At 61.9% G+C, this 13,959-nt stretch carries 10 protein-coding genes and 2 tRNA genes; 8 read left to right on the plus strand and 4 right to left on the minus strand.

All coding sequences use genetic code 11. The features are described from left to right. The first annotated feature begins 2 nt into the window (after positions 1–2). The 8 genes from nirB to BGK68_RS21780 all read left to right on the plus strand — a co-directional run bounded on the left by nirB (position 3) and on the right by BGK68_RS21780 (position 9,287). A complete protein-coding gene (nirB, locus tag BGK68_RS21745) occupies positions 3–2,576 on the plus strand; it encodes a nitrite reductase large subunit NirB (protein WP_075258786.1) in 2,574 nt (857 codons plus the stop codon). A gap of 146 nt (positions 2,577–2,722) precedes the next feature. Next, complete coding sequence (gene nirD / locus BGK68_RS21750; protein WP_075258787.1) at positions 2,723–3,085, plus strand: nitrite reductase small subunit NirD; 363 nt, start codon at positions 2,723–2,725, stop codon at positions 3,083–3,085. A gap of 1 nt (position 3,086) precedes the next feature. After that, positions 3,087–4,328, plus strand: coding sequence for an NAD(P)/FAD-dependent oxidoreductase (locus BGK68_RS21755; protein WP_075258788.1), 1,242 nt, complete (start codon positions 3,087–3,089; stop codon positions 4,326–4,328). A 41-nt stretch (positions 4,329–4,369) separates the two neighbouring features. Then, the gene (locus BGK68_RS21760; RefSeq protein WP_075258789.1) at positions 4,370–7,138 is read left to right on the plus strand and encodes a nitrate reductase; all 2,769 of its coding nucleotides are present in this window, start codon (positions 4,370–4,372) and stop codon (positions 7,136–7,138) included. 69 nt (positions 7,139–7,207) lie between these two features. Beyond that, positions 7,208–7,284 (plus strand) — tRNA-Pro (locus BGK68_RS21765). A 96-nt stretch (positions 7,285–7,380) separates the two neighbouring features. Then, positions 7,381–7,457 (plus strand) — tRNA-Arg (locus BGK68_RS21770). Positions 7,458–7,664: 207 nt separating this feature from the next. Beyond that, positions 7,665–8,534, plus strand: coding sequence for a hypothetical protein (locus tag BGK68_RS21775; RefSeq protein ID WP_083657869.1), 870 nt, complete (start codon positions 7,665–7,667; stop codon positions 8,532–8,534). Positions 8,535–8,789: 255 nt separating this feature from the next. Next, positions 8,790–9,287 carry a DUF4440 domain-containing protein gene (locus BGK68_RS21780; protein ID WP_075258790.1) on the plus strand — a complete coding sequence of 166 codons (498 nt, stop codon included), beginning with the start codon at positions 8,790–8,792 and terminating at the stop codon, positions 9,285–9,287. 185 nt (positions 9,288–9,472) lie between these two features. On the opposite strand, the gene BGK68_RS21785 is transcribed toward BGK68_RS21780, so the two are convergent. The 4 genes from BGK68_RS21785 to BGK68_RS27665 form a co-directional block, all read right to left on the minus strand. After that, entirely contained in the window at positions 9,473–11,092 is a 1,620-nt protein-coding gene (locus tag BGK68_RS21785) for a methyl-accepting chemotaxis protein (RefSeq protein WP_075258791.1), read from the minus strand. A 135-nt stretch (positions 11,093–11,227) separates the two neighbouring features. After that, positions 11,228–12,835 carry a methyl-accepting chemotaxis protein gene (locus BGK68_RS21790; RefSeq protein ID WP_075258792.1) on the minus strand — a complete coding sequence of 536 codons (1,608 nt, stop codon included), beginning with the start codon at positions 12,833–12,835 and terminating at the stop codon, positions 11,228–11,230. A gap of 318 nt (positions 12,836–13,153) precedes the next feature. Further along, positions 13,154–13,612: a GNAT family N-acetyltransferase gene (locus BGK68_RS21795; RefSeq protein ID WP_075258793.1), complete on the minus strand. Its 459-nt coding sequence runs from the start codon at positions 13,610–13,612 to the stop codon at positions 13,154–13,156. Beyond that, a complete protein-coding gene (locus tag BGK68_RS27665; protein ID WP_143433137.1) occupies positions 13,609–13,920 on the minus strand; it encodes a hypothetical protein in 312 nt (103 codons plus the stop codon). Before BGK68_RS27665 ends, BGK68_RS21795 begins: the two co-directional genes overlap by 4 nt. Positions 13,921–13,959 lie beyond the last annotated feature (39 nt).

A 13,959-nucleotide genomic window follows, 5' to 3' on the forward strand; every position in this document is an offset into this window, starting at 1 on the left:
CCATGAAGATCATCGTCATCGGCCACGGCATGGTGGGCCACAAGTTCCTGGAGTGCCTGGCCGAGAGCGGCGCTGGCGACCTGCATGTCACCATCCTGTGCGAAGAACCGCGTCCGGCCTACGACCGCGTCCACCTGTCCGAATTCTTCGCCGGCAAGACCGCAGAAGACCTCTCGCTGGTGGCGCCGGGCTTCTTCGATACCGGTCGCAGCGCGGTGCAGTTTGACCTCAAGCTCAACGCCAAGGCCCAGCAGATCGATCTGGAACGCAAGCAGGTGCTGGTCAACGTGGCGGGCGTGGAAGAGACGATGTCCTATGACAAACTGGTGCTGGCCACCGGTTCCTATCCCTTCGTGCCCACCGTGGCGGGCAACCAGCGCAAGGATTGCTTCGTCTATCGCACCATCGAAGACCTGGAAGCGATGCTGGAATGCGGCAGCCGGTCGAAGAGCGGTGTGGTCATCGGCGGCGGCCTGCTGGGACTGGAATGCGCCAAGGCCCTGCGCGACCTCAAGCTGGAGACCCACGTGGTCGAATTCGCGCCGCGCTTGATGGCGGTGCAGGTGGATGAAAGCGGTGGCCGTGTGCTGCGCCAGAAGATCGAAGAACTGGGCGTGACCGCCCACACGCAAAAGAACACGGTCGAAATCGTCGATGGCAAGCACCATACCCATCGCATGAACTTCGAAGACGGCTCGCACCTGGAAACCGACATGATCGTCTTCTCCGCCGGCATCCGCCCGCGCGACGAACTGGCGCGCCAGGCCGGGCTGAAGGTGGGTGACCGGGGCGGCATCGCCATCGACAACAGCTGCCTGACCTCCGACCCGGCGGTCTACGCCATCGGCGAATGCGCGCTGTGGAATGGCAAGATCTTTGGCCTGGTCGCACCGGGTTACGACATGGCCCGCACCGCCGCCAAGCACCTGCTCTCGCACCGCGACGAGGCCATCGAAGTGCCCGTCTTCAACGGCGCCGACATGAGCACCAAGCTCAAGCTCATGGGCGTGGACGTGGCCAGCATCGGCGATGCGCACGGCAAGGAAGCCGGCAGCCGTTCCTATCAGTTCACCGACGAGCGCAAGCAGATCTACAAGAAGATCGTGGTCTCCGAATCCGGCAAGCATCTGCTGGGTGCGGTCATGGTGGGCGATGCTTCGGAATATGGCACGCTCTTGCAGATGATGCTCAACAAGATCGAACTGCCGGAGTCGCCCGAATTCCTGATCCTGCCGCAATCCGACGGCAAGGCCAAGCCCGGCCTGGGCGTGGATGCGCTGCCAGAGTCGGCGCAGATCTGCTCCTGCAACAATGTCTCCAAGGGCCAGCTGTGTGCTGCCGTGGCCTCCGGCGTGACCAATATCGGCGACCTCAAGGCCTGCACCAAGGCCGGCACTGCCTGCGGCGGCCGCGGGCCGCTGGTCACGCAGGTGATGAAGGCCGAGATGAAGAAGCAAGGCCTGGCCGTCAACAACCACGTCTGCGAACACTTCCCCTACTCGCGCCAGGAAATCCATCACCTGGTGCGCGTGGGCCAGATCAAGAGCTTCGACGAACTGCTGGGCAAGCATGGCAAGGGACTGGGCTGCGATGTCTGCAAGCCCATGGTGGCCAATGTGCTGGCGTCGCTGTGGAATGACTTCGTGCTCAAGAAGGAACACGCGGGCCTGCAGGATTCCAATGACTACTTCCTCGGCAATATCCAGAAGGACGGCACCTACTCTGTCGTGCCGCGCATGGCCGGGGGCGAGGTCACGCCCGATGGCCTGATCGCGGTGGGCCAGATCGCCAAGAAGTATGGCCTCTACACCAAGATCACCGGCGGCCAGCGCGTGGACCTGTTCGGCGCGCGCGTGGACCAGTTGCCCGACATCTGGGAAGAACTGATCGCCGCCGGCTTCGAGACCGGTCACGCCTACGGCAAGTCGCTGCGCACCGTCAAATCCTGCGTGGGCTCGACCTGGTGCCGCTATGGCGTGGGCGACAGCGTGGGCTTCGCGGTGCGTCTGGAAAACCGCTACAAGGGCCTGCGCTCACCGCACAAGATCAAGTTCGGCGTTTCCGGCTGCACCCGTGAATGCGCCGAGGCGCAGGGCAAGGATGTGGGCATCATCGCCACGGAAAAGGGCTGGAACCTGTATGTCTGCGGCAATGGCGGCATGAAGCCGCGTCACGCCGAACTGATCGCATCCGATCTGGATGAAGAAACGCTGACCCGCTACGTGGACCGCTTCCTGATGTTCTACGTGCGCACCGCCGACCGCCTGCAACGCACCAGCACCTGGCGCGAGAATCTCGAAGGCGGCCTGGACTATCTCAAGAGCGTGGTCCTCGATGACAAGCTGGGCATCGCCGCCGAACTGGAGGCCGAGATGCAGCGCGTGGTCGATACCTATGAATGCGAATGGAAGAAGGCCGTGACCGATCCGGAGACGCGCAAGCGCTTCCGCCACTTCGTCAACAGCAAGGCGGCGGATGGCAACATCAAGTTCGTCGAGGAACGCGGGCAGATCCGCCCGGCCACGGTGGCCGAGAAGAAGCTGCTCGACATTCCTGTCGTCGTCGAGACCGTCTGATATCCGGCCGTAGTCGCGCCTTCGATACGCGGCGTTGCCGCTACTCAGGACGAACGGCTCTTTGTTCATTGACGACCGTTCGGACTGAGTAGTCGCGCCGCGACGTATCGAAGGCGCACCCGCCGTACAACCATGAGGAGCCCCGCATGCACAGCGACCAACAAATCAAGCAATGGACCCCGGTCTGCGACCTGGCCGAGATCGTCCCCAACACGGGCGTGGCCGCGCTGATCGGCGACCAGCAGGTAGCCATCTTCCACGTCATCGACCGCAGCCAGGGCGAACCGCAGCCGCGTGTCTTTGCCATCGACAACTATGATCCCAATGCGCAGGCCGCCGTGCTCTCGCGCGGACTGGTGGGCAACCTGGGCGAACGCATCGTGGTGGCCTCGCCGATCTACAAGCATCACTTTGATCTCACCACCGGGCAGTGCCTGGAAGAACCCGCCAATTCGGTACCCGCCTGGCCGGCGCGCATCGATGAAGGCAAAGTCTGGATCGGAGCCTGAGATGGAAAACCAGGCCAACAAGAGCACTGCCCGCCCCTCCCTGGTGGTGGTCGGCAACGGCATGGCCGGCATGCGCACGGTGGAAGAGTTGCTCAAGCTGGCCCCGGACCTCTACGACATCACCGTCTTCGGCGCCGAACCGCATGGCAACTACAATCGCATCATGCTCTCGCCGGTGCTGGCCGGCGACAAGAGCATCGATGACATCATGCTCAATCCGCGCGCCTGGTACGACGACAACGGCATCACCCTGCATGCCGGCGACCCGGTCGTCCACATCGACCGCCGCCAGCGCACCGTGCACGCCAAGAGCGGCCTGACGGTGCAGTACGACCGCCTCTTGCTGGCCACCGGTTCCACGCCCTTCATCATCCCGGTGCCGGGTCATCAATTGCCGGGCGTGATCGCCTTTCGCGACATTCAGGATGTGGACGCCATGCTGCAGGCGGCCCGCACGCACCGCCACGCAGTGGTCATCGGCGGCGGCCTGCTCGGGCTGGAAGCGGCCAATGGCCTGATGCGCCAAGGCATGGACGTGACCGTGGTGCACGTCACCGACACCCTGATGAACCAGCAACTGGACAAGCCCGCCGCCGCCCTGCTGAAGAAGGCCCTGGAAGACAAGGGCTTGCGCTTCTTGCTCAATGCCCATACCGAAGAGATCGTCGGACCGGATCGCGTCACCGCAGTGCGCTTCAAGGATGGCAGCAGCATCCCCGCCGACCTGGTGGTGATGACGGCGGGCGTGCGTCCCAACATCGCGCTGGCCAAGGCGGCCGGCCTGCACTGCGAACGCGCCATCATCGTCGATGACACGCTGCAGACCTATGACCCGCGCATCTATGCCGTAGGGGAATGCGTGCAGCATCGCAAGGCCACCTTCGGACTGGTCGCGCCGATCTGGGACCAGGCTCGCGTCTGCGGTGCGCACCTCGCGGGTGCTGGACACCGCCGCTATGTGCAGCAGGCCACTGCGACCAAGCTCAAGGTGACCGGCGTGGACCTGTATTCGGCGGGCGATTTCATCGGCGGCGACGATACCGAAGACCTGATCGTGCGCGATCCGCGCCGTGGCGTCTACAAGCGGCTGGTGCTGCGCGGAACGCGCCTGGTGGGTGCGGTGCTGTATGGCGACGTCAAGGATGGCCCGTGGTACTTCGACCTGATCCAGAGCGGACGCGACATCAGCAGCTTCCGCCGCGAACTGCCGTTCGGCCAGGCGATGTGTCAGCAGGCCGCCTAGGCATGGCATCTGGCCAGGGTAATTAGTAACAGAGGATACCAATGAATCTTTCCCAGACTCCGCTGGCGCTAGCCGTGGCCACCACATCGACTACCTGCCCCTACTGCGGCGTAGGTTGTGGCGTGAGCGCATCGAAGAAGGACGATGGCCGCATCGGCATCCAGGGCGATGCCCAACACCCAGCCAACTTCGGCCGCCTGTGCGTGAAGGGCTCGGCCCTGGGCGAAACAGTGGACCTCGACGGCCGCCTGCTGCATCCGCAACTGCGCGACGCCCAAGGCCAGCTGCAACAGCTTGCGTGGGACCAGGCGCTGGACCATGTGGCCAGCAGGTTCTCGGCCATCATCGCCGAACACGGCCCGGATGCAGTGGCGCTGTACGTCTCCGGACAATTGCTGACCGAGGACTACTACATCGCCAACAAGCTCATGAAGGGCTACATCGGCAGCGCCAACATCGACACCAATTCACGCCTGTGCATGTCCTCGGCGGTCGCCGGCCACAAGCGCGCCTTCGGTGAAGACCTGGTGCCGGTCTGCTACGAAGACCTGGAACTGGCCGACCTGGTGGTGCTGGTCGGCTCCAATGCGGCATGGTGCCATCCCATCCTGTTCCAGCGCATCGCCCGCCTGAAGGAAACCCGGCCCGCCCTGCGCCTGGTGGTCATCGACCCGCGCCGCACCGCCACCTGCGAACTGGCCGACCTGCACCTGCCCATCAAGCCCGGCACCGATGTCTGGCTCTTCAATGGCCTGATGAGCTACCTGGCCCATCGCGGGCTGCGCGACAACGCCTTCATCGACACGCACACCAAGGGCTTTGACGAAGCCCTGGCCATCGCCGACGCCGACTGCGCCGATCCCGCCACGGTAGCGCGCATCTGCAAGATCGATCTCAAGGACCTCTTGGCCTTCTACGAAGCCTTCGCCAATACGGAGAAGGTCGTCACCGGCTTTTCCATGGGCGTGAATCAATCCTCGGCCGGCACCGACAAGGTCAACAGCATCATCAACTGCCACCTGGCCACGGGCCGCATTGGCAAGCCCGGCATGGGACCGTTCTCCATCACCGGCCAACCCAACGCCATGGGCGGGCGCGAAGTCGGCGGCCTGGCCAACATGCTGGCCGCCCATATGGACCTGGACCAGCCGCTGCATCGGCAGATCGTGCAAGACTTCTGGCAATCCCCCCGCATCGCCGACAAACCGGGCCTGAAGGCCGTGGACATGTTCCGCGCCATCGAAGAGGGCCGCATCAAGGCGGTGTGGATCATGGCCACCAATCCCATGGTCAGCCTGCCTGACGCCGACCTGGTGCAGCGCGCCTTGCAGAAGTGCGAGCTGGTGGTGTCCTCCGACGTGATCACCCAGACCGACACCAATGCCCTGGCCCACGTGCTGCTGCCGGCGCTGGCCTGGGGCGAGAAGGATGGCACCGTCACCAACTCCGAACGCCGCATCTCGCGCCAGCGCGCCTTCCTCTCCGCTCCCGGCGAAGCGCGCGGCGACTGGCGCATCATTTGCGACGTGGCGCGCCGCATGGGCTTTGACGGTTTCGACTTTGCCGGGCCGCATGAGATCTTTGACGAACATGCGCGCCTGTCGGCCCATCGCAATGGCGAAGCCGACGCCAGCCGCGTGCGCCGCGTCTTCAACCTGGCGGGTCTGACCGGCATGGACCGCGCCGCCTATGACGCCCTGGCGCCCATCCAGTGGCCGGTGCAGCGGCTCTCCGACGGCAGCGTCAGCGGCACCGCCCGCGTCCTGGAAGACCATCGCTTCAGCCACGCCGATGGCCGCGCCCGCTTCGTTCCTACGGCCCCGCGCAGCGCCGCCCATGCCGCCTGCGAAGACTATCCCTTGATCCTCAATACCGGCCGCGTGCGCGATCACTGGCACACCATGACCCGCACCGGCAGATCCGCCACGCTGGCCAGCCACATCCCCGAATCCTTCATCGACATCCACCCGCAGGACGCCCTGCTCTATGGTGTACGCGAAGGCGGCCTGGCGCGCATCAGCAGCCGCTGGGGCGCGATGGTGGCGCGCGTGCAGCATGGTGGCGGCATTGCACGCGGATCGGTCTTCGTGCCCATCCACTGGAACGGACAATCGGCCTCCGACGCCCGCGTGGGAGCGGTCGTCAATCCGGTGGTCGACCCGGTCTCGGGCGAACCCGAGTTCAAGCACACCCCGGTGGCCATCGAGGAATTCCGGGTGTCCTGGCATGGCTTCATCCTGACCCGTCATGCCCTGGACCTGGACCAGGTAACGCACTGGACCCGCGTACAGGGGCGCGACTTCATGCGCTACGAACTGGCCGGACGCAACCACATCCCCGACCACAGCGCCTGGGCGCGCAGCCTGCTGGGCGTGCCAGATCCGCAGGCCGACTGGCTGGAGTACGAAGACCTGAGCGACGGCAGCTATCGCGCCGTGCATGTGGTGGATGACCGCATCGATATGTGCCTGTTCATGTCAGCGCGCCCCGACCTGCCCTCGCGCTCCTGGCTGGCGGGCTTGTTTGCGAAAGAGAAACTGGAAGAGGCCGACCGCGTCGGCCTGCTGGTGGGCCAACCCATCGAGAAAGGCGCGGACACCGGCCCGACCGTGTGCTCCTGCTTTGGCGTGGGGCGCAACACCCTCTGCAACGCCATCCGCACGCAGGGTCTCAACGAAGTGGGCCAGGTCACGGCCTGCTTGAAGGCTGGCGGCAATTGCGGCTCGTGCGTACCGGAGATCAAGAAGCTGATCGTCGAGGTCAGACTGCAGGACGCGGCCGAATTGCGGGAGGGCGCGAAGGCCGCCTGAAGGAGATTGAGGGGGAAAAAGCGATCGTGGTTGACCATCTGCAAGAGATGCTGTTATTATCTCGCTTCTCGGAGTGTAGCGCAGCCCGGTAGCGCACCTGGTTTGGGACCAGGGGGTCCAAGGTTCGAATCCTTGTACTCCGACCACTCATCAAAAACGGGCTGTCGTGGACAGCCCGTTTTCTTTTCTGGATCGTTGGCGGTAGCGCATCCGCGCAGCATCACGCCGCCAACCACGCCGAACTGCCCTTAGCTCAACTGGATAGAGCAATGGCCTTCTAAGCCATAGGTCGGGGGTTCGAGTCCCTCAGGGCAGGCCAGTTCCTGATTCCGCACGAACACCTTTCTCACTGCGGCTGTTGGATTGCCAACGGCTCAAGATCAAGCTTCGCATCCCTACACCCACGCGGTCAGGTTTCTTTCGGAAATAAGCAAGTTAGACTTTTTGCCAAGCGATAGTTAAGTGGAACATCCTTGCAAGATCGTGGACCACTGACCTCCCCCCTAAGCTTCAGCGCTGACATTTGATGAACGACAAATATCGGAAGCTTCTGGCTTCCTTTTTCCTGCTGGCCTTGCCTATGCTCGGGCAGGCACAACATCGTGATCAACATCCCGCTACGGTAGCTACGGTAATTACAATCAAAAACAACTCAAGCCCAGAAGCCATCCTGAAGCAAGCCCCGTCTGCCGTGAAGGTCGTGACGCGACCACCGGGGGGCAACTTTTATTCCATTGACTGGAGTACCAGCAACCTTGGCAAGGTCATCATCGAACAGGGCAAGAAATCCATTGAAGTGCCGCATGTCCGATCCCTGCAAGGCGCTGATGATCGCTGGTTCCCGGAAGAAAACATCACCGAATGGGAAATCTATGCAGATATCTCAGCGCTGCCACAGATAAGCCATGACGAGGCCAGAAAAACGATTTATGCATTCTTGCAGAACATCGCAGCCAAGGGATGGAAGCCCCTCATCGACCTCGACGCCCCTCGGATGACCGGAAAGGATCGTTTCGATTACGTCATCCATCAGTCACCCAGTAGTGGGCTCAATATCGATTACGAACCTAGCCTGCAAGAGTGGATGAAATTGGAAGACATGAGTCACTGGTCCTTCCATGGGGATGACGCCTTCCTCACCGTAACCATGCGTCGTACGCAGGAAAAAATGAACGTCAACCAGCCTGGCGTTTATCTGCTGATCATCACGTTGACAGGCGATAAAGAAGGTTTCCGTGCTTACGTTAAACCCAAGGAACGAAAAAACTGGCGAACTGTACTCCCAGCCGCGTTGAAGCAATTACAACAGCAGCGCGCTGATCGCGAGACAGAGGCTGTCGCGCGCGGAATCAAGATCGACAAGCAATACCGCGACCCCCGACCTCCGACTCCCTGACTGCTTGCTATTGGACGAGGCCTAAGAAACTGACGATTTTCGTCAGCCACGGTAGCCGGCTCATTGTCTATTCGATTACAGGTTACCGCCGCAGGCCATACTTCATTGAGGCCGAACACTGCCACGATCCCCCTCAGCCAGGCGTTTGCCATACCTACGACGAACCCCTTAAAATGCCCTGCGTAGAAGACATCATATTCGCCTGATTGTCTTCTCCGTAACACCTGACTACATCACAAAATAACAGGGGGAAAAATGAAAACAGTCCTTTCGGTATCTGCGTTAGCCTTGATCCTCACCGGCTGCGCCTCGCCCCAGCCGGGCAATGGGGCCGGCGACATCTCGGTGTTGGGACCTGGCGAGACCCTGGTCTGCAAGCGCACCACCGGCAAGGAAATTGCCGCATTGTTCGACCGCTGGAACCAATCGCTGCAAACACTCGAGCCCGAAGCCGTCGCCGCCAATTACGCACCTCGCTCAATACTCTTGCCGACCGTTTCCAACAAACCACGTTTTACCAACGAAGAGCGTATCGATTACTTCGAACACTTCCTGCATAACAAGCCGGTAGGCAAGATCGATCAGCGTTGGCTTTCGATCGGCTGCAACACCGCGATCGATGCCGGCCTCTACAGTTTTACCTTCGGCACCACCGGCCAGGTCGTTCATGCCCGCTACACCTTTACCTATGAATGGGATGGCAAGCAATGGCTGATCAGCAGCCACCATTCGTCGGGCATGCCGGAGAAATGATGCGGCATTGAGCGATGGCGTGCAGTGGACCAGAGAATTCTGAACCCCGCTGACGATATCAACAACCAGGGCGCAGAGATACGCCCTGGTTGCCAGGAAGATCACTGGAATCCTCCGGATCTATCCATGCGCGCCAGCCTCTTTTCTCATTGGCCAGAGTAATTTCATACACGAGATCATCAGCATCAGGCCGACAGCGCCAATACTTCGCGCTGGGCAATGACATTGCAGTCCTCGCTTTCCTGCGCCGCAATCTCCTCGCCGGTCAGCTGCGCCTGACGCCCTAGCCGGAACACCCCGACCACCTGCGCCAAGTTCACCGCCTGATCCTGCAAGGATTGCGAGGCCGCCGCAGCCTGCTCCACCAGCGCGGCATTCTGCTGGGTGCCCTCATCCATGGCGCTGATGGCCTGGCTGATCTGCTGCAATCCTTCGCTCTGCTCACGGCTGGCTGCGCTAATCTCGGTGACGATGCCTGTCACCCTGCGCACACTGGCCACCACCTCTTCCATCGTATGACCGGCCTGCGTGACCAGGCGGCTGCCGCTGGCGACCTTGCCCACCGAGTCGTCGATCAGTTCCTTGATCTCCCTGGCGGCGGACGCTGAGCGCTGCGCCAGTGTGCGGACTTCCGCCGCCACGACCGCAAATCCTCGCCCCTGCTCGCCAGCGCGAGCGGCTTCGACGGCGGCGTTGAGCGCCAGGATGTTGGTCTGGAAAGCAATGCCATCGATCACGCTGATGATGTCCACGATCTTCAGTGAAGACGCATTGATCGCCTCCATGGTCAAGATCACCTCATCAACCACCTTGCCCGCCTGCCCCGCCACGCCTGACGCTGACTGCGCCAGCTCGTCGGCCTGGCGGGCATTGTCGGCGTTCTGTTTGACGGTGGTCGTGAGCTGCCCCATGGCGGTGACGGTCTCTTCCAGCGAACCGGCCTGGGCTTCGGTGCGCGAGGAAAGATCGAGATTGCCGCTGGCAATCTCGCGGGTGGCGGTTTCGATGGTGGCGGCGCTGTCGTTGACCTTGCCCAGGATCTGCACCAGACTGCTCGTCATCCGCTGCAGCGACAGCATCAGGCGCGCGACTTCGTCGCGTCCGCGCAAGACGATCTGCGAACTGAGATCGCCTCGCCCGATGGCGTCGGCCAGCTCCGTGGCGTCATGCAGCGAATGACGGATATTACGCACCAGCAGCAAGCTCAGCGCCGTGACCATCACGATCACCAGCACAGCGGCGGCAATGGTCAGATAGATGGACAGCTGCAGATGCTCGGCAGCGTCTTCCGCGCCCTGCCTGCCAAGCTGCTCGTTGTAGTTCTTGTGTTCGTTGAGCACGGCCATGAGGCGCTGGCCGATAGGCGTCATCTTCTCTTCCATGACAATGCGCAGCGCGTCTTCCTTGCCGGCATTGCCGAAGTCGATCATGGCCATGCGGTGCTTCTCGTACTCGGCAAAAAAGCGACGATCCGCTTCCAGCATACGCCGGTCAGCGTCATCGGAAATACAGCATCGCTCGAACTGGTCGAAGAAGTCCTGCGCCTTCTGATGCAGGGCGGCCATGTTGGCGACGGTCTTTTCGCGCGCGGCCGGTTCGATCACGTAACGCGCGATGTCGAGCCGGATGCCATAGATGGCGTCAGTGGCGCCATTGAGCGCCAGCACGCTGGGAATGGTATTGGTCGCGGAATAGCCGGCCGCGCTGGCGATCCTGTGGCTCTGGTAGAGACCCACCACGGCCTGCATGATCACACCTAGCACGACGGCAACGATCAGAAGATAAAGCTTTCTTGCTATGGTCATGTCTGACTCCCCCAGCATCTGCGCTGCGCCGGATGGCGCAGCTCACATTGCCACTGCTGGTGGATCGAAACATAGCGCAGAAAGACATCTTCAAAGATTACATTTGCTGACCTCTGCTGACCAATGCTGACGCGCTTATGCGGTCAATGCCAGCATGGCCGGTTGCTCCTGCACGGGTGCTGCCACTGCAGGCTTGGCCGCTACGGCACTGCGTTCCAGACGGAACACAGACACCGCCTGCGCCAGGCCCTTGGCCTGTTCGCGCAGGGATTGCGAGGCGGCGGCGGCCTCTTCCACCAGTGCGGCATTCTGCTGGGTGGTCTGGTCCATCATCCCGATGGCCTGGTTGACCTGGGCGATGCCGTCGCTCTGCTCGCCGCTGGCTACGCTGATGTCGCGCACGATGTCGCTGACTCGCTGCACGCTCGTCACCACATGTTCCATGGTGTTACCGGCTTGCAGCACCAGGCGGCTGCCGCTCTGGACCTTCTCCACGGAGTCGTCGATGAGTTCCTTGATCTCGCGCGCCGCCGAGGCCGAACGCTGGGCCAGCGAGCGTACTTCGGAGGCGACCACGGCAAAGCCGCGTCCCTGCTCGCCGGCGCGGGCGGCTTCGACGGCGGCATTGAGCGCCAGGATATTGGTCTGGAAAGCGATCCCGTCGATGACGCTGATGATGTCCACGATCTTCAGCGACGAGCTGTTGATGGCGTCCATGGTGTGCACCACTTCCTGCACCACCTTGCCCCCTTCGGAGGCCACCGACGACGCCGAGCTGGCCAGGGTATCGGCCTGATGCGCGTTGTCGGCGTTCTGCTTCACGGTGGCGGTGAGCTGTTCCATGGCCGACGCAGTCTCTTCGATGGAGCCGGCCTGCGCTTCGGTGCGCGCCGACAGATCGAGGTTCCCCGAGGCGATCTCGGAGGAGGCGGACTCGATGGCCGCCACACTCTGGCGCACATTGCCGACGATAGTGACCAGGCTGGCCGTCATCTCGCCGATGGCGTGCAGCAGCTGGCCGACCTCGTCCTTGCCGGTCATCTTGACCTTGGAACTGAGATCACCGTGTGCGATGGCGTTGGCCACGCGGATGGCGTCATCGAGCGAAACCGAAATCCCGCGTGAGATCAGCAGGCTGGCCGCGCCCACTACCGCCGCCACCAGCAGGCTCACGAGAATGGCCTGATAGGTCGAAGACTGCAAGATGCCCTCAGCGGTTTCCACGCCCTGGCGACCCAGTTGCTCCTTGTACTTGCGATGCTCGGCGAGCGCGGCGATGAGCTTGTCGCCGGGCGGCACCACCAGTTGTTCGATGGCGCGCAAGGCCTCTTCATTGCGGGACTCGGCGCCAATGCGCAGCACTACGGCGCGCTGCTTTTCGTATTCGGCGAAGGCCTGGCGATCGGCCTCAAGCAGCTTGCGGTCGGTGTCGTCGGAAATGTCTTCGCGGGCATAGCGCTCGAAGGCGGCCAGCACGCGATCATGCTGCTCGTTCATGGCTTTTTCCAGTTGGGTGCGCGAGACCGGATCGGTGGCGGCACCATATTTCCAGATGCCCACACGAATACCGAAGGCGGCTTCGCCTGCATCACCCAGCGCGAGCAGGCTGGGGACGGTGTTGACGGAAGAATAGCTGGCGGCCTTGGCCACTTCCCTGCTTTGATAGATGCCCAGCAATGACAGGCTGGCCAGACCGAGGATGACCGCGAGGGTCAGGAGATGGAGTTTCTTAGCGATGGTCATGTTCGACGTCCGATGCGCACATCCCGGATGATGTGCAGGTGTGTTCCGTGTGTTCCATTAGGGTGCATCGAAATTATATGTCGCTCAAAAACTTAGAAACTCCGCATCTGGCCTTGGCTTGATGCGGATCATGTTCTGCCTGCTGTAGCTTGCAGGACAACAACATCGGTGACGATGAGAAGAGCATGACCACATTTAAGAATACGTAACTATCGCTCAAGCATCTTGCTCGGGACTCTCGTACGTCAGCATGAGGGAGGCAGATGGCCGTAACCGGAGCGCCAGCCTTCAGGTCGCTCCGGCCAGGTGCAATGGTGCTCAGCCGGCAGAGCCGGTGCGGTAGATGTCAGGACGGGAAATGTGCCAGACGAAGTCGCCGCGATTGATCGCCTCGAAACCACAGCGCGCATACAGCCAGGGGGCGGTGGACGTGGTCAGCATCACGCGACGCAGTTTGAGCAGAGTCGGATGCTGGTTGCACGATTCGATGAGCCAACGCCCCAGGCCCTGGCCGCGCAAGTCCTCGAGGACGAACACATCGCACAGGTAGCCGAAGGTGGCGTGGTCGGTCACCACGCGGGCGAAACCGATCTGCCGGGTGCCGCGATAGAGACCAAAGCAGAGGCTGTTGGCAATGGCCGTGCGCACGGTATTGATATCGATGCCGGGAGACCAGCTCGAATGGGTGAGAACGTCATGGATGAGGGGGATGTCCAGCCGGTCGGGATCGGTGTCGATGAGAAAATCATCGCGCCGCCAGATCAGATGATGGCTCATGTTTTTTCCTTGTTGTGTTGATTGGCTGTGCGCCTTGGAAACAATGCTATAAATAATTTACTGATACTGATAATCCAGTAATCCAGTTCCTTCTCGCGCCCTCCTCGCATCGGCACTTCGGGCAGCGGCGCAACCCGTGAGCAATCGACGCCATGGATGAGCGCAATCGCGTGGCCATTCATGATGCCACAGCCCGCGAGGGGCTGCGCTGATCTTGCACGACGGGAATGCTGATGGCAAGCAAGTGCCGCCGCTGAAACATCGCTTGCAATTCCGTTACACCTGCCTGCGACGTCCTGGCCGACCATAGCCCTCATCGTCCATGGTCGGCACCGCTGTTCTTGTCT

It is taken from the genome of Herbaspirillum camelliae, assembly GCF_001929405.1.
In the GTDB taxonomy this organism is placed as follows: domain Bacteria; phylum Pseudomonadota; class Gammaproteobacteria; order Burkholderiales; family Burkholderiaceae_D; genus Herbaspirillum; species Herbaspirillum seropedicae.

What these genes read in the sequence shown, in the direction of transcription:
- BGK68_RS21790 (WP_075258792.1), bottom strand. Translation starts at nt 12,835, where the DNA reads ATGACCATCGCTAAGAAACTCCATCTCCTGACCCTCGCGGTCATCCTC.
- nirB (WP_075258786.1), top strand. Translation starts at nt 3, where the DNA reads ATGAAGATCATCGTCATCGGCCACGGCATGGTGGGCCACAAGTTCCTG.
- nirD (WP_075258787.1), top strand. Translation starts at nt 2,723, where the DNA reads ATGCACAGCGACCAACAAATCAAGCAATGGACCCCGGTCTGCGACCTG.
- BGK68_RS21780 (WP_075258790.1), top strand. Translation starts at nt 8,790, where the DNA reads ATGAAAACAGTCCTTTCGGTATCTGCGTTAGCCTTGATCCTCACCGGC.
- BGK68_RS21755 (WP_075258788.1), top strand. Translation starts at nt 3,087, where the DNA reads ATGGAAAACCAGGCCAACAAGAGCACTGCCCGCCCCTCCCTGGTGGTG.
- BGK68_RS21760 (WP_075258789.1), top strand. Translation starts at nt 4,370, where the DNA reads ATGAATCTTTCCCAGACTCCGCTGGCGCTAGCCGTGGCCACCACATCG.
- BGK68_RS21785 (WP_075258791.1), bottom strand. Translation starts at nt 11,092, where the DNA reads ATGACCATAGCAAGAAAGCTTTATCTTCTGATCGTTGCCGTCGTGCTA.
- BGK68_RS21795 (WP_075258793.1), bottom strand. Translation starts at nt 13,612, where the DNA reads ATGAGCCATCATCTGATCTGGCGGCGCGATGATTTTCTCATCGACACC.
- BGK68_RS27665 (WP_143433137.1), bottom strand. Translation starts at nt 13,920, where the DNA reads ATGGTCGGCCAGGACGTCGCAGGCAGGTGTAACGGAATTGCAAGCGAT.
- BGK68_RS21775 (WP_083657869.1), top strand. Translation starts at nt 7,665, where the DNA reads ATGAACGACAAATATCGGAAGCTTCTGGCTTCCTTTTTCCTGCTGGCC.